Genomic DNA, 22,212 nt, shown 5'->3' on the forward strand with positions numbered 1-22,212 from the left:
CTCTATTTCTTGGTGCCAACAGAACTTTTTAGTATACTTATAATATAATAAGAAACTTTCTTATAAAAGTGTAGCAGCTTAAAAATATGTATCTTTGAAATTAAGTTCTGACTTACATAAAAGAAGCCTTAGGGCTCTCTAATGATGCTCTGTGAGACGCGATAACGCGTGATGCTCCTCTTTCCGTTACCTTTTTCTTATAACCTCCTCCTGCCATGTTACGTGCTGCTTTGCTGTTTCTCATCATCGCCATTGTTGCCGGCGTCCTCGGGTTCGGCGGTATTGCCGGCCTGTCCATGGACATAGCCTGGATCCTGGTCATCGTCTTTTTGGTTCTCGCAGTCGTTTCGTTCATCTTTGGTCGGCGATCTGTCTGACGAGCCACTCCCTCCCCAATCACAGCATAATTTTTGTTACCGTGCGTCATCTCCGTAAGTAAAGGTAGCGTGCGGAGCTGGCATGAATCGTTTCTGGATAGCCCACCGAAAAAGAAGCCAAAAAGAAATAGCCCGCAGTGGCTCAATGCCTGCTGCGGGCTCTATGCGTTACAGGGTATGTTGTGGGGAGGCACTCAGCCGATGTCGAGCGTGCCGGCGCCTTCTTCATGTTCGGCCCCTTCCTTCCACTCAAACTCCAACTCCAGGCTGAGCTCCGGGGTGCCACCGGATTTCGACGTTTCGCGTTCGGCTTTGACCTCAAACTCAAACCGCTCCGGAATGGTCATGTCGAACGAGTCGCCCCCTGTAGACAGCTGCACGAGGCCATCGGCTTCGAGCTTATCGGCCAGGGTGCGCAGGTAAGCGGCTGCCTCCGAGCGGGTAGATGCATGCTCTGACTTAAAAAGAACCTCTTCTGGCATAGGGTCACCTCATGATAGCATAGTTGATAAAGGGGGGTAACTTGTTTGTGTGAACCTTCTATCCTATGGCCGGGATCCGCTGCGGAGTGCGAATATCGCTGTCCTACGCATGAAATCGGGATTCCAAACGGGACGGACAGGCCGTTTCTGCATCGCGGGATATCCATAACTCCTCATCAGATAGCCCCATATGGTCCCAGATACAATGTCACGCTTCTCTTCAGGAGCCCAATGGCAAAGCGTGTAGAGCGATTTTAACAACTTGATTATGCACCTGAGCGTGCGCTTGTGCATATTGATACATGCGTCGTCTTTCTTTCGGACCTGACTCCTCTTATCCATGAGCGATTCGACTCTTGATCGCCGATCGTTTCTGAAGCGCGCCGGACTTGCCGGGGGGGCGCTGGGCCTTGGCATCGCATCTGCCGGGTGTGCCGAATCAGCCTCTGGTGCAGGAACGGCGGGCGTACGCGTTGCGGGCCGCGTTACAAGTAACGGCAGTGGGCTCCCAAACGTGCGGGTGACCGACGGCCTCGCGGTGGTCCAGACGGATGCGGAGGGGCAGTTCACGCTGCCAGCCGACCGGCGCCAGCCATACGTCTATATCTCGGTTCCTGCAGGATACGCAATCCCGCAGACAGGCACAGGCACTGCGCGCTTCTTTGAGCCGCTGAGCGACGATCCTGAGCAGTCTGTTTCGTTTGAACTCGATCCGCTGCCTACGTCTGACACCCGCCATGCTTTTCTGGTACTGGCCGATCCGCAGACCGAAGATGCGTACGAGATGGAGCGCTTCCACGGCGAAACGATCCCGGCGGTACAGAACACTGTGCAAGGGCTGAATGGAGCACCTGTGTTTGGCATCGGCAACGGCGATTTGATGTTCGACAACCTGGAGCTCTTCCCGGAATACGAGCGTGCGGTAGATCGAATGGGCGTTCCGTTCTTTCAGGTTGTTGGTAACCACGATCTGAACTTCGATAGTCCCGCCCACCGTGGCTCTTACGAAACCTTTCGCGACCACTTCGGCCCCGCCTACTACTCGTTCGACCGGGGCGACGTGCACTACGTGGTGCTCAACAACTCGTACTGGCCTGGCAAAGACGGATTCGGGCGTGATACCGACTCCTACTTCGGCCACATAGATGACCGCCAACTCTACTGGCTGGCCAATGATCTCGCCACGGTCTACACAAACCAACCGGTTGTTGTGTTTGCCCACATCCCAATGCTTGGCACGCTGTACGATCGCCGAGGTGAAGAACGGCCCTCCCCGCGTGGCATGACGATCAACCGATCTGTGCTCTACGAGATGCTGGACCCGTTTCCAGAGGCACACATTATCGCCGGACACACGCATGAGAACGAGCACCGGCGCCATGCCAACATCCACGAGCACATCGTAGGCACGGTGTGCGGGGCGTGGTGGACCGGCCCGATTACGCGTGATGGCACGCCCAACGGATACGCAGTGTACGAGGTCGACGGTACCGATATTTCGTGGCGCTACCAGCCATCGCAGCATGACGCTGATTACCAGATGCGTGTGTACGCTCCGGGGGCCGACCCGGAACGTCCCGATCAGGTAATCGCCAACGTATGGGACGCCGACGACGCGTGGTCTATCGTCTGGTATGAAGATGGCAACGAGCAGGGCGAGATGGAGCCGTACGTGGGCACCGACCCCCTCTCTGAAGAGCTACATGGCGGCGACGACAAGCCTGAGCGGCGCACATGGGTTGCACCTACACCGACGGCCCATCTGTTCGCTGCCACACCGTCGCCCGATGCAGCTGAAGTCACGGTTGAAGCAACCGACCGCTTTGGGCGCACCTACACCGAGACGATTGGTCTGGTGTAAGTAACCCGGTGAAGGAGACTGCCGGGCACAGGTAGCCAAAACAGATAGCACATTACGTAGCACATTACGTAAGGGCCATCCAGGTGCGAATCTGCCGATAAGCGGGGTAGTCGTACAACAGGTTGAAATGGTTGGTATCATACATAATATGCTGATGCGCGGGCGGTACGCGTAGAGCAAGGTCGGGATCGGAGTGCCGCCCCAGTGCACTGTCGAGCGGTACGAGCCCGTCGCCCAGCACGCGATCTTTAATGTCGCCTCGCCGTGTGCCTGTACTGGCTGCCATCAGGTACGTAGAGGTTTGTTCGGGCAGCGGCACCGGACGGCGCGTATCCACTCCGACGACCCCAGCATCGGGGTGCTGCCAGTCGGCATCGCGTAGGTAGCCGTAGCGCAGGTCGGTGATGCCATCGCTGCGAATCTGGCCGAGCCGGGCCAGTGGAGCCGAGTAGGGGGAGCGCTCCAACAGAAAATCGATCCATCCGCCCCCGCGTTCGAGTGGGGCCCCGTGATGGGGCGCCCCCAGACAGATGAGCGGATCCAGCTTCTCGGGCCAGTTATGTCCTTCACGGGCCGCGTAGTAGATTGCGCTCCGAGCTACGAGCCCGCCCATGCTGTGCCCGATCAGCGCCAGGCGCTCCACGGGCTTTGGCCATGCTTCTACGAGCCGCTCCAGGCGCGTAGCCAGCGTCTTGCCATTGGTCGAGATGTGCAACCCGGTGTTGTATCGTGCAAAAATCGAGGTGGTGGGCAGGTCACGTTCCAGTGCGTGCCCGTGGTTGTGCCCGTTGCGTGTCCACTGCACATCGCTCATGCAGAGCCCGTGGATCCACACAACCGGACGCGTTGTCGGCTGGTTAAGCTGGTCGCGAAGGGTGTGGGGCTGCACGGAAAGCGTCGCGCCGTTGCGCCGCAACGCCATCGGGGTTGCAACCGGATTCCCCGTGGCAACCAGGTAGTCCCCCAGGATGCCATTCAGCGCAGCTACAACCGCGTCGCGCTGCGTTGAAGTGGGACGCTCATCCAGGAAGGGTTCGGTGCAGTCAATCACACGGTCCGACATTCGGGCGACCGTGTTCGTGACGCTGCGCACCGACTTGTAGACCAGCCCGGAGATGCCGCCCATGCGCTCTGTCTCTCCCCGCCGCCGGATGCCGATACGCCGCGCAATAGCAGCATGCACAGCCTCGGTTACATCGGTTCCACCGACAACGGCATCGGTAATCAGCCGGGTAAGGGCTCGCAGGTCTGACGGGTGCAGATGCGAGATGCGTTCTTCGTCCATGATGTTTTGGGGCGAGAAGAAAAAGCGGTGCCGATGCGGCTACTCGGCCGGATTGGCTTCAGTCATATTGCGGATTGCACGGATCTGGAATTGCACCATCTCCACGTAATTACTGGTGCCGACGCGCTCGTCGGTCCCGTGAATGCGTCCGCGATCATCAGGGGTAGCACGGATAGGGCGAAAGCGATAGATGTTGTCGGTCAGGTCCAGAAAGTGCCGCGTGTCTGTTGCAGCCACAAAGATGGAAGGGGCAATCGGAATCTCGTCAAAGGTTTCCCAGATGGACTGCTTCAGGCGCTGATAGTGTACTGCCTCGGTATCCGACACGCCCGACGCGTTGCGCGCGCCTTCCAGCTTCTCAATCTTGATGTTGGGATTGTCGATGTTCGACTCCACGTGATCTATGACCGACTCAACGGTGTCGTTTGGGTGGATGCGGAAGTTAATGGTCGTTTCGGCCCGTGCAGGCAACACGTTTGTTTTCATTCCTGCCCGGAAGATTGTGGGAGCGATGGTGGTGCGCAGCGCAGCATTCGTATGGGGGATGCGCGACAGCTGTCGTTCAATGATCGGGCGAGCCAGCCACAGGTTTGCAAGCGCGGCCCGGTACACAAACGGCAACTCGGGCGATACCGGGTCGAACGTGCTCTGCACCAGATCGGCAAAACGCCCGGGCATCGGGTTGTCCTTGAGCGAGCGGACAGCGCGGGCCAGCTCGCCGATCGCGGTTTCTTGGGGCGGCATTGAGGCATGGCCGCCCTCGCGAACGATCGATAGCTCCAGGGTGACCTGGCCCTTCTCCGCTACGCCAATCATCGCCAGGGGCGACTCAATGCCTTCGATGATTTCTTCGGCGACGGGTAGGCCCTCATCGACCAGAAAGGCGAGCCCGGTGCCACGCGCTTCCAGCGTATCGGCTACGATCGAGGCGCCTTCGTGGCCCCCAACCTCCTCGTCGTGGTTCGCTGCAAAGTATATGGTGCGCTCCGGTTCAAATCCGGATGCAGCCAGGTACTCAACCGCTTCAAGGATAGACATGAGGCCGCCTTTGTCGTCGAGTGCCCCGCGTCCCCATATGTATCCGTCAGCAATCGCTCCGGAGTAAGGCGGGTAGGTCCACTCAGTTGCCGTGTTCTCTTCGACGGGCACCACATCGTAGTGGCCCATCATCATTCCTGGCTTCAGGCTGGGATTGGTTCCCTCCCAGCGGTAGAGCAGGGTGTACTCGTTGATGCGTTCACGTTCCAGCGTTTCGTGCAGAGCCGGGTAGGCCGACTCGGTAAAAGAGATCCACCCCTCAAACTCCTCGGCCTCCATGTCAGCCGGATCCTGAGGCGATACGGTTCGAAACTGGAGTGCCCGTGACAGACGTTCTACAGCAGCATCGTCATCAAAGTCATGCTGCGCAACAGGACCGATGTCGGGCACGTCGTGGGAGAGCTGGACCGTTCGGAAAAGTACGACCCCTGCAACAACGACAAGTGCAACGACAACTGCTGATGCGACGCGTTTAATCATACAGGCGAGCAACTAATAGGCAGGAAGCGTCTAACTGGGATGCTCTGCTGTAGCATGTTATAGCGTGATGCCACTTACAGCGTAGTGCTACATGCGCAATTGTTCGCCAGCGGTACATGATCCAACGCGATCAACGTTCAGCCGGGCAAAACCACGTGGCAAGGTCGGAAAGCGCCAAGCTGTGCTCCCAATAGAGGCTCCAACTGGTGTAATATTGCACGCCATATTGCATGTCATACCGAGAGCAAGAAGCAGGTGTCTCGCTACCGTAGCCCGGCCTTTTCTGCTGCAGCTTCGAGTGCTTCGCGCTGCGCGTCGGTCAGATTTTCAGGGATGTGCACCTCCACATGCACGTAGAGGTCGCCCGTCTCTTTCTCCGTCTGCACGCCCTGTCCTTTCAGGCGCAGTCGCTCGCCCGGCTGGGTACCTGTCGGAATGGTTACCTTAATGTTCTGACCGTACGGCGTGGGGATCCGCCGGGATGTGCCCAACATCGCATCGAGTGCGGACACCGTTTCGGTGAGATGCAGGTCGTTGCCCTCGCGCCGGTAGCGCGGATGGCTGGCTACCTCAAACGTTACGTACAGATTGCCACGCTTGCCATCAGGGCCGGCAGGCCCGCGCCCGCGAAGCCTGACCTTGTACCCGGATTTCACGCCCTTCGGGATGCGGAGCCGTATCGACTCGCCTGAAGGAAGTTCTACGGTCTGGCGGCCTCCTTCAAGCGCTTCCTGAAACGAGAGGTGTAAGCGCGTTTCGGCATCACGCGGCTGTTGCGGACGTCGTTGCCGCTGCTGCGACTGGGTGAAGGGGTCCGCAGATTGTCCGGAGCCGCCGCGGAACCCCCCGCCTCCAAAAAAGCTTTCGAAGATGTCGCCGAGTCCTCCCTGGCCAAAGCCCTGGTTTATATTGACGCGCTGGCGCTGTCCGTTGCCCTGGCCAAAGCCGCGTGAGGCGCCCTGTCCTCCGAATCCGCCAAAGCGGCGCTGTGCATCGTACTGCTGCCGCTTCTCTTTATCGGAGAGCACCGAGTAGGCTTCTTGAATTTCCTTGAATCGCTCTTCAGCCTCCGGATCGTCGGGGTTGCGATCGGGATGGTGCTTGCGTGCGAGGCGGCGGTATGCTTTCTTTATCTCACGCGCCGAAGCATCTTCCTCGACGCCGAGTGTGTCGTAGTACGTGGTATTCGGCATGATGTCGGCTCTTGCCTGTTGTGCAGTGGGCGCGTATTATGTTGCAGTTTGCAACAATGGTTAAATCACATAATCCATGCCATTCCTATACGCCCCGACGAAATGACGGACTCTCGCTCGATCCAAACCGTTCTTGTTGCCAATCGCGGCGAGATCGCGATGCGCGTTATTCGTACCTGCCAAGAGCTGGGACTGCGCACGGTCGCTGTGTACAGCACGCCCGATCGCCCCGCTCCTCATGTACGTCTTGCCGACGAAGCCTACGCTATTGGCCCGGCGGCAGCCAGCGAATCGTATCTCGACATGGAGACCCTGCTTGACGTAGCGGCTCGAAGCGGGGCCGACGCGGTACATCCGGGCTATGGCTTTCTGTCAGAAAATGCTGATTTTGCCGATGCGTGTGCCGATGCCGGCCTGGCATTCATCGGTCCGCCTCCCCGCGCTATTCGCGCAATGGGCGACAAAACGGCAGCCCGTACGCTTATGCAGAAAGCCGGCGTACCTATGGCGCCGGGAACGCCCAATGCGGTTGAGCACGTCGAGACCGCGGCACAGAAGGCCGAAGAAATTGGCTACCCGGTGCTTATTAAAGCAGCCGCAGGCGGGGGCGGCAAAGGCATGCGCATTGTGCGCGACCCGGAGAACTTCGCGCGTGCGATGGAGATGGCGCAGAGCGAGGCGAAGAACGCATTCGGAGACGGACGCGTCTTCGTCGAGAAGTACATCGACCAGCCGCGTCATATCGAGTTTCAGATTCTGGCCGATGCTCACGGTAACACGGTGCATCTGTTCGAGCGCGAGTGCTCTATCCAGCGCCGTCATCAGAAGGTCATCGAGGAAGCGCCCTCGTCAATTCTTACGCCGGAGAAGCGCGAAGAGATGGGCCAGGCCGCGGTAGCTGCCGCCAAAGCCTGTGGTTATGTAAACGCTGGAACGGTAGAGTTTCTGGTGGATGCCGACCTGAACTTCTACTTTATGGAGATGAACACGCGCCTGCAGGTCGAGCATCCCGTTACGGAGGCAATTACGGGGATCGACCTGGTGGCTGAGCAGATTCGGGTGGCCAATGGGGAGGCACTCGGATACACGCAAGATGATCTCACAATCGACGGACATTCGGTCGAGTGCCGCGTCTACGCTGAGAATCCGGCGGAAAACTTCCTGCCCGACCCGGGCCCCCTGCTGCGTCATGCCGCGCCCTCAGGCGTGGGTGTCCGCGTAGACGCGGGGGTTGAAGAGGGCGGCGAGGTGCTCATCCACTACGATCCCATGATCAGCAAGCTCATTACGTGGGGAAGCGACCGCGATCATGCCATCCGGCGAATGCAGCGTGCCTTGCGCGAATACGAAATAGCCGGGATGCACACCACCATCCCGTTCTGTCAGTTTGCGATGCAGCACGACGCGTTCTGCTCGGGCCAGTTTTCGACGCACTTCGTAGACGAGCATTTCGATCCGGCAGCGCTCCACCCGAGCGATGCTACGTTCGACCTGTACGCAGCGCTGGCTGCCGTGACTGAGGCACACACGCGCAGTCAGGAAACAGACTCAAAGCCAATGGCGACATCGTCTTCCAATGGACGTCCGTGGCGACGTCGGCGCCGCCACGTGCAGTAGCGTGTCGAGTAGCGTGTCGCTTGCGCTGTGTTGTAGTATTACCGCCTTGGTGCGGGCCCCTATGCATGCGGTGTTGGCTACGCTTACTGCAAGTCAGGCGGGGGAGCTGCGTCGGTGCCCGGAAGGTCCGTTTCAAAGCGCGACGGAGCATCCTCCGCCAGCAGTCCGCGGGTTGCCCGTGCGCTGTACTGCACACGCACCGGCTGCATACCGGCCTCTGCCAGAAGTGCCACGTTCCCAGTGTACGTGTTTGGCGGTACTGGCACCGGCGTGCCTACCTGCACTGCCGACATCAGCCGAAACGGAAGGGCCTCTGGCGAAACCTGGTGGCGGCGGGCGAGCCGTCCAACCGTATCGCCAGCCTGTACGGCAACAGACGACCGGGAGCCCAGGCGGGCCGCATCTTCAGCATAGGCATCGTACGCCTCCGCAAAGGCCGAGAATGAGCCGTACGGGATGCGCACGTAATAGGGCGTGGTGGAAGCAGGTAAGCGATCGCTTCGCAGTTCGGGGTTGAGCGCTTTAATCTGGTCGCTGGGCTCTCCCACCCATGATGCAATCTGATCCAGCGTGAGCACATGGCGCACCGGCGCATGGTCGAACGCATATCGGGGGCCGGTGGGAACGCGTGCCAGGTCGAAGGCCCCTGGATCCGATAGAATCAGGGCGGTTGCCATGAACGATGGCACGTAGTTCCGGGTCTCATCCGGTAGATCGTCGTAGATATCCCAGAATGTGGCCGGACGGTTCAGGCGTTGCTCGGCGCGACGCACTGCCTGCTTCACCCGGGAGGGACGGAAGTTGTATCCGGCCAGTGCCAGATGCCAGTCACCGAAAAAAGCGTACAGGTCGCGCAGCAGGCGGGCGGCTGCCCGGGTCGACTTCTCCGGGTCGCGGCGTTCGTCGACCCACGGGTCAATGGTGAGTCCGTACTGTCGTGCAGTGGCAGGCACAAACTGCCAGAGGCCGGCAGCACGAGCATGGCTGTAGGCAAACGGGTTCATGCCGCTCTCTACAAGCGCCAGGTACTTCAACTCATCGGGCACACCCTCCTCGGCAAAGATCTGCTCGATCATTGGAAAATACGTGTCGCTGCGCCGCATCCATGGATAGAGATGAAGGCGTGCGTTGCGTAGCAGGAACGCGATGCTCTGACGCACCCTGTCGTTAACCACGATGGGTACCTCGGTGCGCGTCTCTTCTATGCCTGCTGGCAGGGCCTCGTCGACGTGCGGCATAGGGCTGGGGGCCTGCTGGTTGAGCGTATCGAAGAGCGCGGTACGCAGGGGGTAGATATCGCCTTTGGGCAGGCCGAGCGTATCGGGTACGCCATGATGCATTTCGTAGGCGTGCCTGAGCGTACGCACAAGCGCACCGGCATCGCGGCGCGCTGTAAAGCCGGGACGTTCCACATATGGGGCTGCTGTGTGAAGCGATGCCTCGAGCAGGCGCGTTGTCGCCTGCGTGTCGTTTCGTTGCAGCGCTGCCATGCGCTCCGACTGCAGCTGGTAGAGCCGGGCCATAACTGCCTGCGCCTCCGCATCCGATACCGAATCGGCAGCGACAGGTGCGTTGGCCGACGGGATGGGCGACGCGGCGTCTGTTAACCAGGTGTGCACGGGCGAATCAGGCGACTGCGCCTGGTGCGAGGCCACTGCCCCTCCAATGAGTAAGCCAAGCACAACAGAGAGCAGCGCGGTACGGGGCATCTCAGATGTGGAAGGCATATGCAAAAAACGGGTAGGGAGCGTGGTGCAGACAACCGGTGGCAACTGGTAGCGATAACGCAGGAAGGCGTGTCTCGCAGAAGCGCGCTACATGTCTTGCGAAGAGGGCGAGCCTGTTGACGCGAAGCGTTGCTGGTAGGCACCGGGGGTGCAGGCTTCGGCCTCCCGGAATGTACGAATGAAATGGCTCACATCCGAAAAACCGAGATCGTACGCCACACCGGTGACCGACTGTCCGGGTTCACGCAGCATCGACTTGGCCTGTTGGATGCGGCACGTTGTAATAAATTGAAGGGGCGTGCAGCCCATTTCGTTGCGAAAGTAGCGATACAGGCTCGACGTGCTCATGCATGCCGCCTCAGCGACCTCATCGATGGTAATGCGCCGGTGCAGGTTGCGCTTCACGTACTCCACGGCTGCAGCCATTCCATTAGAGTGTGACTGCTCGGTGCTATGTGAAAGCAGCAGCGCGCGCGCTTCCGTGCGCAGCAGGCGCACGACCAGTTCGGTGATGCCCAGGTCGATAAGCGTATCGTTGTACGGCCGGTCTTCGGTAAACACCTGCACGAGGCGCCGCGCTGTTTCGTCGACATCGGAGAGGTGGCGGTAGTGCAGCGGCCGGGCATCGCTGTAGCTCCACGGTTCCGATTCAGGCGCACGGGGCATGTGCTGATTCATACGGTCGACAACCTGTTGAATACGATCGTGATCGATCTCAACAGTGAGACAGGTTGTAGGGGCATTGGGAGCTGCTTCGGGAAAGTCAATGTAGACCGGTTGGCCCGATGGTAAAATGAGCGTTTCATGCGGCATAAAATCGAACGGGTCCTGCGAGGCCTCTTCTTGCGAGGCCCCCTTCTGCGAGGCCCCTTTCTGCATGGCATTGGGAAAGTCAGAGGAAGGTGCCGATGCAGAGCGATCAGTCTGGTGCGCGGATCTATCGTCAGGTACATGTACAACCTTCTTGCCACGAATCATGCCACAGATGAGTGGATGCGGACGCTTAAGCCGCACAAGCGATGCCTTGTTATACGTATCGTAGATTGACAACTCAGCATCGGGGCCGCCGAAGGTCGTACGGTTTTCGATCAGATCTACAGGCGGATGCGCCGCTCGTATCTCATCTAACTGCTCAGAAAAATCCATGACAACACCTCAAAGAACCTGTACGAAGCGGATTGGGAGTAATATACAACAGTTTGGGAAAATTTAACAAGTAAAGTGTAAAGAAAGAAGGCTATGTTAAGGTTCATCCAACAGCGCACCGCATGCAGCGCCTTGCTGCGCATGTGGTGGAAGCGGTTCCACCGTATTGTACGTGCTGCATCCTACGGATATGCGCTCTGCGTGTTGTATCGTAAGCTGTATATTTTTACTCATACCTAACGCCAGTTACCATGGAAACTGTACAGGAAAAAAAAGCCTACGACCGTCCTGCATTTAAGGATACGTATCTAAACTTTATTGGGGGAGAGTTTGTCGAGCCTGAAGGGGGGGAGTACTTCGACAACGTATCTCCGATTGATGGCAAGCCCTTCTGTCGCGTAGCTCGTTCCCGGAAGGCTGACATCGATAAAGCGCTTGATGCTGCACACGAAGCAGCCAAGACGTGGAACCATGTGTCGGCTGCTGAGCGCAGCAACATCATGCTCAAGATCGCTGACGTGATGGAAGACAATCTCGAACTGCTGGCACGGGTCGAGACTGTCGACAATGGAAAGCCTATTCGTGAAACGTTGAACGCTGACTTGCCACTGGCTATCGACCACTTCCGCTACTTTGCGGGGGTCGTGCGGTCGGAAGAGGGAACGGTGTCGGAACTGGACCGAGACACCGTAAGCATGCAGATTCGTGAGCCGCTCGGCGTGGTCGGGCAGATCATTCCGTGGAACTTCCCGCTGCTTATGGCAGCATGGAAGCTGGGTCCGGCACTGGCTGCTGGCAACACGGTCGTGCTGAAGCCTGCCGAGCAGACACCTGTCGGTATTATGGTCTGGGCCGACCTCGTGAAAGACATTCTGCCTCCGGGGGTGGTCAACATTGTGCAAGGGTTCGGCGTCGAAGCCGGCAAGCCGCTGGCACAGTCGCCCCGCATCGCCAAGATTGCGTTTACAGGTGAAACAACCACCGGTCGTCTCATTCTGCAGTACGCCTCCGAGAACATCACCCGCTCTACGATGGAGCTGGGCGGCAAGAGCCCGAATGTGTTCTTTGAGAGCGTCATGGATGCCGACGATGCGTTCTTCGACAAATGCCTCGAAGGCGCCGCTATGTTTGCACTCAATCAGGGGGAGGTCTGCACCTGCCCAAGCCGTATTCTGGTGCAGGAGTCGATTGCTGATGACTTCCTTGCGCGCGTGGTAGAGCGCACCAAGAACATCAAGGTTGGTGATCCGCTGCATCCTGACACCATGGTCGGTGCGCAGGCGTCCAGCGACCAGTACGAGAAGATCCTGAACTACCTGCAGATCGGCAAAGACGAAGGGGCTGAGGTGCTTGCGGGAGGCAATGCCTACAACATGGGGGGCGACGGTATGCCGGGCGAAGGCTACTACATTGAGCCCACCATCTTCAGGGGGCACAACAAGATGCGGGTCTTCCAGGAGGAGATCTTCGGGCCGGTCACGTCGGCTACGACGTTCAAAGACATGGACGAGGCCATCGAGATCTCGAACGACACGCTCTACGGACTCGGAGCCGGCGTGTGGACGCGCGACGCGCATGAGATGTACCGCGTGCCTCGCGCCATCAAGGCAGGCCGTGTATGGGTGAACTGCTATCACACCTACCCGGCGCACGCGCCGTTCGGCGGCTACAAGAAGTCGGGCTTCGGGCGCGAAACGCACAAGATGGCGCTCGACCACTACCGCCAGACAAAGAACATGCTGATCTCCTACGACAAGAACGCGATGGGCTTTTTCTAAAGCTTTGATTCTTGTGCCGCACTAAGCGGCCCTGTTCTGCTGTAGGTGCTGCACGCCAGACCCGCCCCGTGCGTGGTCTGGCGGCGGCATATGCAGGATGCAATATGCAGAATGCAAGATGCAAGATGCAATATGCAAGATGCAACACGGTTCTTTGATACGTTCTCTCCAATCTCTGTACGACCTGTTATGCCTATTCCACGCGTCACCGTCACCGACGAAGCCAGAGAGGTGATCGATGAGCTGCGCGACGATCACGGACCGCTCATGTTTCACCAGAGCGGGGGATGCTGCGACGGCTCGCAGCCGATGTGCTATCCGGCCAACGAGTTCAAAGTCGGCACGAGCGACATCAAGCTCGGCGACATCCATGGCTGTCCATTCTACATTGCGCGCGATCAGTACGAGTACTGGCAATATATGCAGCTTATCATCGACGTGAAGCCCGGCCGGGGGGCCAGCTTCTCGATAGAGATTCCACTCGGCGTGCGCTTTATCACCAGGTCGCGCATGTTTGAAGACGATGAGCTCGACCAGGTCGTGGATGTGGAAGATGCCGTTCCTGCGGAGTAACGTATCCGTGGGTGTGCAGGCAAGAGGCTCATCCCCTTCTCTATTTTCCCCGTTTTATCCCCTGTTCTGCTATGTGTACGACCATGAAAGCTGCGGTCGCTTATGAGTTTGGCGGGCCGCTATCCATTGACGAAGTGGAGAAGCCTGATCCCGGACATGATGAGGTCTCCATCCAGATCGAAACCGCTGGGCTCTGTCATACCGACATCCACGCCGTGCATGGCGACTGGCCGGTCAAGCCCAAAATGCCGCTCATTCCCGGTCACGAAGGGGTCGGTATTGTGGAGCGTGCCGGCAGCAGCGTCACCAATGTGAAGGAAGGCGACCGCGTAGCGCTGCCGTGGCTTGCCTACGCCTGTGGCTCGTGTGAGCACTGCATTTCTGGACGCGAAACGCTCTGCCTCCAGCAGGAAAACGCTGGATATACTATCGACGGCTCGTATGCGGAGTACGCTCTCGGATTCGGCAAGTACGTCAACAAGGTCCCTGATGGTGTCGATCCGATCGATGCCGCTCCGCTCACCTGTGCAGGCGTTACCACGTACAAAGCCGTCAAAGAGTCGGAAGCTCGTTCATCTGAACTCGTTGTCGTCTTCGGGATCGGCGGGCTTGGCCATCTGGCTGTGCAGTATGCACGCATTGCAGGGGCTACCGTGGCTGCGGTGGATCTGGTCGACAGGAAGCTGGAACTGGCCAAAGAGCTGGGCGCGACCTACACCTTCAACCCGAAACACGACGACGTCGTCGAAGAGCTGCAGAAGATGGGAGGCGCACATGCGGCCATCAGCACAGCCGTTTCACCCAAAGCATTCGAGCAGGCCTATCAGTCGCTGCGTCGGGGCGGACGCCTCGTGTTTGTCGGGCTTCCCGCTGAAAACCACATTCAGCTGCCGATCTTTGAAACCGTGCTGCAGGGGCTTACGATCAAAGGCTCGATCGTTGGTACCCGGCGCGATCTTGACGAGGTCTTTCAGCTTCATGCCGATGGGCATACGACTGTGCTCCGTGAAACTCGCACCCTCGACACGGTCAACGAGTCGTTCGACGATGTAATGCACAGTCGCATGGAAAAGCCCCGCATTGTGTTCGACTTCCGTTCGAACTGAATAGCCTGTCTAATTTTTCGGCAAACCCGCCGTCGTGTCTTTCGGGATACGGCTGCACTGCCTACGTTGGGCGGTGTGCGTGCCTGCCTGCACGTGCATCGCCCTTTTGTATGACTGCCCGCTGCTATGCAAGACCAACTCCGCCAGCACCTGCGCGCCATCCTTGCCACCTACGACGCCGTACCCGACGACTTTGAGGTCGAGCTGGAGCGTCCGGCCCAACCTGAACATGGCGACTGGGCGACCAACACGGCAATGCGGCTGGCCAGCGTCCTCAAAAACAACCCGCGCGCTATCGCAGAGGAGCTGGCCGCGATGCTGCGTGAGCGCGTCGACCCGGCGCGTGTCGCAGCGGTCGAAGTGGCCGGGCCCGGCTTCATCAACATCCGGCTGGCCGACACCTACCTCACCGACGCCCTGCAGGCACTTCTCAAAGCCGGGTCTCGCTATGGGCACACCGATACCGGGGCGGGCGAAACCGCTATCGTTGAGTACGTCAGCGCGAATCCCACTGGCCCCCTGACCGTGGGACACGGTCGCAATGCGGTTCTTGGGGATACCGTGGCGAACCTGCTCGAATGGGCAGGCCATCGCGTTACCCGCGAGTACTACTACAACGACGCCGGTCGGCAGATGCGCGTGCTGGCACAGTCGGTGCGGGCTCGCTACGAAGAGATCGTGTCGGATGTCGAGATGAAAACGCTGACCCACGACGACGGCACGACCGTCGACGTGCCCGTCTCGTTTCCTGACGATGGCTACCAGGGGGCATATATTACCGACATCGCCCAGATGCTGGTCGATGAGCATGGCGCCGCGCTCCTCACGACCGATTCGCTACGCCCGTTTCAAGACCAGGCCGAAGAGGTCATCTTCGAAGAGATTGAGGGCACGCTGCAGCGCCTTGGTATCGAAATGGATGACTACTTCAACGAGCGCCGTCTCTATGAAGACGAGCGCGTCAACGAGACCGTAGAGCGCCTGCGCGAAGCAGGCGTCACCTACGAAAAGGATGGCGCGCTCTGGTTCAAGACGACCGACTTTGGCAAAGACAAAGATACGGTGCTCATCAAGCAGACCGGTGAGCCTACGTATCGTACACCCGACATCGCCTACCATGCCGATAAGTTTGAGCGGGGCTACGACACGATCATTGATGTACTTGGGGCCGATCACGTAGCCACCTACCCCGACGTGATCAGCGCGCTCGACGTGCTCGGCTACGACACCAACCGCGTTGAAGTACTGCTCTATCAGTTTGTGACACTGATTCGCGGCGGCGAACCTGTCAAGATGAGCACGCGCCGCGCCAACTATGTGACCCTCAGCGACCTGATCGACGAGGTTACCCCCGACGTGACGCGCTTCTTCTTTCTGATGCGAAGTGCATCGACGCACCTGGACTTCGATCTTGATCTTGCGAAGGAGGCCAGCGACAAAAACCCGGTTTTCTACCTGCAGTATGCCCATGCACGCATCTGCTCCATTCGCGACAAGGCCGTAGAGGTCGGGCTGGATGCAAGCGGCGACGTTGACCTGACGCTGCTTACACACGACGACGAAACGGCGCTCATTAAAGCGCTTCTGCGTTTCCCCGAGGTGATCGACCGGGCTGCTGCGCAGCGGGCCCCGCACCATGTAGCTACGTACCTGCGCGAAGTGGCTACAGCGTTTTCGCAGTTCTACGGCTCGTGTCACATCATCGGCGAAGACGAAGCGCTCGGCGCCGCGCGCCTGCAGCTGGCCCGTGCCACCCGCACGGTACTGCAGAACGGACTTACCGTACTCGGCATCAGCGCGCCCGAATCAATGTAGCGTGCTGTTGGAACAGAGTGTGCGCCCAGGATACCAGCCCGTAATGTCGTGGTAGTTTGGCCTAAGTCTCCTGTCGTGGTTGTCTGTCACGGGGCGTCGAGGCCGTCAGGAGGCGTCGGCTGCTGAAGGGCCGGGAGCTGCGCGCCGGCTTCCATCGCCGCGGCTCTCGCTCAGGCGCAGTGGCATCGGGTCGGTTACGCTGCCAGTGTAAAGCGTGCGATGCGGGAACGGGATCTCGATATCGTGCTCATCGAAGGCCGCCTTTACTGCCATGGGGACCTGGGTGCGCACGTGCAGAAAGCTATCCGAGACGGCCCATACCGAAAACTGGAAGTTAATCGACGAATCCCCAAAACCGGCAAACATAACGATAGGATTGGGCTCCTCCAGGCACAGCGGGTGATTTTCGGCGACCTTAAGCAGCACCTTTCGGACGCGCTCCAGGTCTTCTTTATATGCGACGCCGACCTGCAAGTCAAACCGGCGAATGGGGAAACGACGCAGATTTGTGATCTCTGACTTGATCATGGTTTCGTTCGGGATACGCACGAACAGGTTGTCGAACGTGCGCAGCTTTACCGAGAGCAGGTCGATCGACACAACCTCGCCGGTAGTGCCTCCCACCTTTACGACATCGCCCACTGCGAAAGGCTTCTCGCCAAGCAAGAAGAGTCCGCTAATGACGTTGGAGGCCGACGTCTGCGATGCAAAACCGATGGCCACAGTCAGGATACCCGCCGCGCCAAGCAGGATGCCCAGGTTCATACCCAGGTCAGACAGTGCGGAGGCGATGAACAGCCCGAAGATCACGTAGAACGCGATGCGTTTGATAAGCATCGTCTGATGCGCGTCGCTTTCGTCGGCGATGAAGCGCACCAGGCCGCTGCTGGCAAGGCGAGCCAGCACCAACCCAACGACAACCTTCACCGCGGCCCAGAAGACGCCTACGATGCGCGGGTCGTCGAGCAGTGCCGTGAAGGTGGACCAGAGAGCATCGATATCCATGCGCAGCAGAGAGCTATAGAGGAAAGAGAGAATGAGGAAGGGATGCGCGGCTACGAGCCGAAGAGCGACCCTACAGCACTAAACGTACTGATGAACAGGTTGCGCTTTGACGTCTCGCGCGGTTCGGCGATACGCGTACAGGAGCCTGCTTCGTCGGGGGTACCGGGTTCCACATGAACCTGCGCGGCAGGCGTACTGCTGCTGATGTTGTCTGGACCGCGGTCAAGCCGAAGGGCCTGGGTCCACAGCGCATGGGCTTCGTTCTCATACAGAGCGAGGTATGCGGTGGGCACCTGCACGCGTTCAAGCAGCAGGGTGTCGGGGGCCCGGTTGCGAATGCGCAGCGGCGTGATGGCGCGATGGGGACGCATGGGTACCTCGCTCAACTGCAGTCGCCCTGTTGTGCGCGAGGCGTAGCACAGCTCGCCCTGACGCGTGTTGGTGCCGAACCACGTGTCAGACGGACGCATAGTTGGCATCTGTAGCAGCTTAACGGCAGGAGCATGCACGGTGCATTGTACCCAGAGGGGCGTGCTCACAAACAGAGTAATGGTCTCGCCTGCGACGATAGAGATGGGGTGTTCAGGACGAATGACCACTGGGCGGTCAGCCAGTTGAGGGTGTAAGGCGCAGCGCTCGCTTGTCTCTTTCATACTAAAGCGTTGCACGGTATGCTTCTCCGGTTCGTCCCAGTTAAAGGCGTTCTCGGCATCCGGTGCAAGCGACTCGTATGTGTTAGCGTCGGCCAGCGGGTCCTGGCCGGCATGCTGCGCCACGCGCCACTCTCGCTCTGTACGCATTGCCCAAAACGAAAGCGAGCCGATAGCCCAGTGCGCCATATGGCCAAGGGGAACAGTGTAGTCCTGCCACCACGGCGACAGAGCGGGCTCAGAGACAGTCATAGCAGGAAGTAAGCACAGTCAGGGGAGTGTGGAGAGTGCATGATAGTGCTTAGCGCCGGGAAGCGCAATCGAATGCCCGGCAAGGAGGTTCATGACACATTGGGCTCTAAGAAGAGCGTGAAGGAGCAACCTACTGGATGAGGAGACCGTCGCTGCCTGGTCTGTTCTTAGCCTTTACGCGAGAGCCTCTCTCGGTCTTGGGGCTATTGGGAGCAAACAAAAAAGACCTGCTCCGGCTGTGTCAGCCGAAGCAGGTCAAGAGCGTCAGAACCTGCTCAAATCAGGACGTTGAGCCAGGCTCTCATAGCAAAAAAACGAGCGTCTACAGCGCTTGCGTCTGCGAGGTCTCGTTGCCTTCGCTATCGGTAACCGTAAGACGTACCTCGTCAGCACCGCCTCGTGTACGCAGCTCATGCTCTCCGCTCGCAGACGACCCGCTTACGGAAGAGGAAGAGGAGTCGACGACAGATCCTCCACTCAGCAACTCGGTGGTTACATTCTGGAGATCGCCATCCGCGTCAGAAACAGTCCACTGCACCGTAGCGCGCGACCACGGGCCCGTATTACGGGTGCTCACGTCGAACGTGTCAATGGAGGGTGCGGAAGCCGTGCTATCGTCTCCATCATCGGAGCCGTCGTCGCCCCCGTCGTCACTCCCGTCGTCACTCCCGTCGTCAGAGCCGTCATCGGTTCCGTCATCGGGGCCGTCGAGGAGCGTGTACAGCAGGTCGTTATTGGCGGTATTGGAGCTCGCCACAATGCCTTTGGTGGAGGCAGCGGCGAGAGCAGCGTAGACTGCATCTGGACCATCAGTCGGGTTGTTTTCCAGGTGCAGTGCAGCAGCTCCGGCTACGTGCGGTGCCGCCATTGATGTGCCGCTGATAGTGCGGGTGTCGGTGCTGCTACCGATCCATGGTGCAGTGATATCTACGCCCGGAGCGAAGATCTCAACGCAGTCGCCGAAGTTCGCAAACGACGCTTTTGTGTCGGTGTCATCCGTCGCACTTACGGTGACAGCCTCTCCGACACGTGCAGGTGAATAGTTGCATGCGTCCTGAGCGCGTCCGAGGCGGTCGCCGTTTCCGGCTGCGATGGTGTAGGTAATGCCTGCTGCAACCGATTCGCGAACAGCGTCGTCGATCGTATCGCTGGCACCGCCGCCAAGGCTCATGTTAGCGACCGAGGGACCACTCGCATTGGCTGTTACCCAGTCTACACCGGCAACAACACTACTTACAGAGCCTCCGCCGTTGCAGTCGAGCACGCGCACGCCGATGAGGTTCGTTCCTTTGGCAACACCCCACTCAGCGCCTCCAACCGTACCAGCTACATGGGTACCGTGGCCATTGCAATCTTCGCCATCCTGCCCATCATCGAACGCATCAAACCCATTAACGGCCTGTCCGCCGAAATCAACGTGGTCTGTGCGAATGCCGGTGTCGATTACATAAGAGTCTACGCCTTCACCGGTGGCGGTGTACGTGTACGTGCCATCTAGAGGGAGGTCGCGCTGGTCAACACGGTCGAGGCCCCATGTGGCGCCTTCTTGCGTTGTGCCAACAGCAAACATTTTCTGGTCGGCTTCGACATAAGCAACGTTCGGGTTGCGTTCAAGCGCCTCAGCAGCCTGAGGGGACGCCTTAATTGAGAAGCCTTTTACGGCGTGCTCGTATGTGTAGCCAATTTCGCCATTCTGGGAAGCAGCCAGTCGGTTTGCGAGCCCGGGGACATCGCTGACATCACGGTTAAAGACCACAATGTACTGATCGGGAATCGTTTCGCCAGCAGCACTTGGGGCCTGGGCATTCGAAAGGTTTTGAGGTTGGGTATCAGGGGCTGTTGCTTGTTCAGAAGATAGCGGGGTATCATCACATCCAGCAAAAACCAGCACCAGGGCCAGTGCGATGAAGGGTATGTAGCGAGTCATGACAGAGCGTTGTCAATTGATAGATAAATAAGATCCAGAATGTTAAGACTGGCATGGTGCTGGGAAACCTACGCCGCTCTGGATGCCAATTGTAACGCTATAGTTTCTTAACATCAAGAAACAAACAAGGATCACGTGGAAGTTATTACCGACATGTGGTGGTTTCACCATATATTACTCATTACTTCATGTTGGGGGCGTTATAAGACATGATTGAGAACCTGTTTTGATTTCTTACTTTGGGCTGCGAGCGGTTCCGCTGGGCTGCAAATTGTCCCCAATCTCGGCCCGTAACCCCGGCTACGAACCTCGATTGTGGTCCAATTTTCGCCTCACCGGCCCTCGCTCTCGCCTGCAAACCAAAACCCAAACAGGTTCTGAATAATGATCAGATGGTAGTTATATACCACAGTAAAGCGGTCTCCAAAGGTAGAGTTATTTCTTCTGCTGATATGTCTTTTCCGCTTAGCTATGGTTCAACGTTAGATTAAGTAGGCCCACAAAAGGATCTTCGAGTCTGTCACTGCGAGGAGTGTCAGCGCTGCGTTGGTCGCGGGCTCCCTCCTCGCGATGACAAGGTGTAAACGTACTTTCGCGGACTTGCTTAATATTAGAGACGCGTTGTAGCATTGCTGGACAGGAAGCCTACTGAGCGGAATCTTGTGCACACCGTGCATGGGCAGCTTGCCATGTTGGCCAGGTGTTTTCATCTGGTAAACGGTATCGGTTCATCCAGCGGAGGTCGATGAGGTGCTTCATGCGAAGCGCAGCCGGACGCATCCACCAGATTGACCCGGCGCGCCACAGTCCGCTGGCGGTGCCGGTGGATAAGATAAGGGGCGCCACAGAGTACGGCTTAAAAGCGCGCAGTCCGGCACTGTGATATGCACGCTCGGGCGGTCTGCCGTCGTGCAAGTGCTGCAGCATGCGGTCTACATTATCGGCGAGGAGAGGCCCTTGCTTTACAGCATGAACACCGATGCGGGGCAGGTCGGTGTACCCGTCAACCGCTGCGCAGTCGCCTGCTGCAAACACGCGCGGGGCCGATGGAATCTGCAGCGAGTCGATTACCTTCACAAAGCCGCTGTCGGTGCATGAGAAGGGCGTACGCTTCCAGAACGGCGCCCCTACTGAGCCTGTTGCCCACACAAGCTGCGTACAAGGCAGACGCGTGCCGTCATTGAGCACCGCATGCGTGGGCGTGCGATGCAGCACCCGGCGTCCGGTGTAAAGGCGTCCGCCTGCCTCGGCAAAGAGGTTCGCCACTTGCTGGCTGGCGCCCTCAGGAAAGGACGGAATCAGCCGATCGGCTGGCTCTACTACAGACACGGTGCACCAGCGCGGCGCGGTGCGCTGAATGCGCGCCTGAATGTTCAGGCTCAGCTCGGTTCCCGCAGCACCGCCCCCCGCAACGACCAGGTGCTGTGGTGACGTGCGCTCGGGAAGCGTACGCAGCCACGCCTCCAGCCGCTCAATTTTGTGCATGGGCTTGGTGGATACGAGCGCCTCTTCGGCTCCAGGTGGAGGAGCCGGGTTTGACGCACCGATATCGATTACGGCCACGTCGTATGAAAGCGTCGAACCATAGGCAGTGGTTACGGTGCGAGCAGTCGGGTCCATCCGTACGGCACGTCCCTGGTGCCACGTTACACCCGTCTGCTGGCACCAGCCCTTCAGGTCGATGCGCACTTCGTCTCTGGAATATACGCCACCAAGGTACTCGGGTACCATACCTGAATAATACAGGTAGGGATGGTCAGACAGCAGCGTGACGGACACACCGCGCTGCTGCCACGCGCGGGCACGTTCAAACAGGGCTACACTGGCGTGTCCGCCACCGACAATGAGAAGCTCCACGGCGTAACTGGGGATCAGATGAACGGGGATGGGGAGAAGCGAA

At 58.8% G+C, this 22,212-nt stretch carries 17 protein-coding genes; 7 read left to right on the forward strand and 10 right to left on the reverse strand.

The window, feature by feature from the left end:
• The first annotated feature begins 215 nt into the window (after nucleotides 1-215).
• Nucleotides 216-377, forward strand: coding sequence for a DUF1328 domain-containing protein (locus ACZ48V_RS02850; RefSeq protein WP_464541408.1), 162 nt, complete (start codon nucleotides 216-218; stop codon nucleotides 375-377).
• Nucleotides 378-571: 194 nt separating this feature from the next.
• Here ACZ48V_RS02850 and ACZ48V_RS02855 read toward each other — a convergent pair whose 3' ends face one another.
• Nucleotides 572-859 carry an amphi-Trp domain-containing protein gene (locus tag ACZ48V_RS02855; protein ID WP_464541410.1) on the reverse strand — a complete coding sequence of 96 codons (288 nt, stop codon included), beginning with the start codon at nucleotides 857-859 and terminating at the stop codon, nucleotides 572-574.
• 340 nt (nucleotides 860-1,199) lie between these two features.
• On the opposite strand from ACZ48V_RS02855, the gene ACZ48V_RS02860 reads away from it, so the two are divergent.
• Nucleotides 1,200-2,720 (forward strand): calcineurin-like phosphoesterase C-terminal domain-containing protein, encoded by a 1,521-nt coding sequence (locus ACZ48V_RS02860; RefSeq protein WP_464541412.1) that lies wholly within the window; start codon nucleotides 1,200-1,202, stop codon nucleotides 2,718-2,720.
• Nucleotides 2,721-2,784: 64 nt separating this feature from the next.
• Here the strand turns inward: ACZ48V_RS02860 and ACZ48V_RS02865 are convergent, their stop codons facing one another.
• The 3 genes from ACZ48V_RS02865 to ACZ48V_RS02875 form a co-directional block, all read right to left on the reverse strand.
• Complete coding sequence (locus tag ACZ48V_RS02865; protein ID WP_464541414.1) at nucleotides 2,785-4,005, reverse strand: PGAP1-like alpha/beta domain-containing protein; 1,221 nt, start codon at nucleotides 4,003-4,005, stop codon at nucleotides 2,785-2,787.
• A gap of 39 nt (nucleotides 4,006-4,044) precedes the next feature.
• On the reverse strand, nucleotides 4,045-5,523 hold the full coding sequence (locus ACZ48V_RS02870) for a M20 family peptidase (RefSeq protein ID WP_464541416.1): 1,479 nt from the start codon (nucleotides 5,521-5,523) through the stop codon (nucleotides 4,045-4,047).
• 263 nt (nucleotides 5,524-5,786) lie between these two features.
• A complete protein-coding gene (locus ACZ48V_RS02875) occupies nucleotides 5,787-6,716 on the reverse strand; it encodes a DnaJ C-terminal domain-containing protein (protein WP_464541418.1) in 930 nt (309 codons plus the stop codon).
• Between the two features lie 102 nt (nucleotides 6,717-6,818).
• Here ACZ48V_RS02875 and accC point away from each other — a divergent pair, with 102 nt between their 5' ends.
• On the forward strand, nucleotides 6,819-8,333 hold the full coding sequence (gene accC, locus ACZ48V_RS02880) for an acetyl-CoA carboxylase biotin carboxylase subunit (RefSeq protein ID WP_464541420.1): 1,515 nt from the start codon (nucleotides 6,819-6,821) through the stop codon (nucleotides 8,331-8,333).
• Between the two features lie 83 nt (nucleotides 8,334-8,416).
• Here the strand turns inward: accC and ACZ48V_RS02885 are convergent, their stop codons facing one another.
• Both ACZ48V_RS02885 and ACZ48V_RS02890 read right to left on the reverse strand, forming a co-directional pair.
• Entirely contained in the window at nucleotides 8,417-10,060 is a 1,644-nt protein-coding gene (locus ACZ48V_RS02885; RefSeq protein WP_464541421.1) for a lytic transglycosylase domain-containing protein, read from the reverse strand.
• 87 nt (nucleotides 10,061-10,147) lie between these two features.
• On the reverse strand, nucleotides 10,148-11,206 hold the full coding sequence (locus ACZ48V_RS02890) for a helix-turn-helix domain-containing protein (protein ID WP_464541423.1): 1,059 nt from the start codon (nucleotides 11,204-11,206) through the stop codon (nucleotides 10,148-10,150).
• 251 nt (nucleotides 11,207-11,457) lie between these two features.
• Between ACZ48V_RS02890 and ACZ48V_RS02895 the strand changes: the two genes are divergently transcribed.
• The 4 genes from ACZ48V_RS02895 (at nucleotide 11,458) to argS (ending at nucleotide 16,478) form a co-directional block, all read left to right on the forward strand.
• Nucleotides 11,458-12,984, forward strand: coding sequence for an aldehyde dehydrogenase family protein (locus ACZ48V_RS02895; protein WP_464541425.1), 1,527 nt, complete (start codon nucleotides 11,458-11,460; stop codon nucleotides 12,982-12,984).
• A gap of 189 nt (nucleotides 12,985-13,173) precedes the next feature.
• A complete protein-coding gene (locus tag ACZ48V_RS02900; RefSeq protein ID WP_464541427.1) occupies nucleotides 13,174-13,557 on the forward strand; it encodes a DUF779 domain-containing protein in 384 nt (127 codons plus the stop codon).
• Between the two features lie 83 nt (nucleotides 13,558-13,640).
• Complete coding sequence (adhP, locus tag ACZ48V_RS02905; protein ID WP_464543090.1) at nucleotides 13,641-14,663, forward strand: alcohol dehydrogenase AdhP; 1,023 nt, start codon at nucleotides 13,641-13,643, stop codon at nucleotides 14,661-14,663.
• 126 nt (nucleotides 14,664-14,789) lie between these two features.
• The gene (gene argS / locus ACZ48V_RS02910) at nucleotides 14,790-16,478 is read left to right on the forward strand and encodes an arginine--tRNA ligase (RefSeq protein ID WP_464541429.1); all 1,689 of its coding nucleotides are present in this window, start codon (nucleotides 14,790-14,792) and stop codon (nucleotides 16,476-16,478) included.
• Nucleotides 16,479-16,583: 105 nt separating this feature from the next.
• On the opposite strand, the gene ACZ48V_RS02915 is transcribed toward argS, so the two are convergent.
• The 4 genes from ACZ48V_RS02915 to ACZ48V_RS02930 all read right to left on the reverse strand — a co-directional run bounded on the left by ACZ48V_RS02915 (nucleotide 16,584) and on the right by ACZ48V_RS02930 (nucleotide 22,169).
• On the reverse strand, nucleotides 16,584-17,483 hold the full coding sequence (locus tag ACZ48V_RS02915) for a mechanosensitive ion channel family protein (protein WP_464541431.1): 900 nt from the start codon (nucleotides 17,481-17,483) through the stop codon (nucleotides 16,584-16,586).
• A gap of 50 nt (nucleotides 17,484-17,533) precedes the next feature.
• Nucleotides 17,534-18,385 (reverse strand): hypothetical protein, encoded by an 852-nt coding sequence (locus ACZ48V_RS02920; protein WP_464541433.1) that lies wholly within the window; start codon nucleotides 18,383-18,385, stop codon nucleotides 17,534-17,536.
• 322 nt (nucleotides 18,386-18,707) lie between these two features.
• A complete protein-coding gene (locus ACZ48V_RS02925) occupies nucleotides 18,708-20,312 on the reverse strand; it encodes a S8 family peptidase (protein ID WP_464541435.1) in 1,605 nt (534 codons plus the stop codon).
• 645 nt (nucleotides 20,313-20,957) lie between these two features.
• A complete protein-coding gene (locus ACZ48V_RS02930; protein ID WP_464541437.1) occupies nucleotides 20,958-22,169 on the reverse strand; it encodes an NAD(P)/FAD-dependent oxidoreductase in 1,212 nt (403 codons plus the stop codon).
• Between the last annotated feature and the right edge of the window lie 43 nt (nucleotides 22,170-22,212).

This window comes from Longimonas haloalkaliphila, from assembly GCF_055379825.1.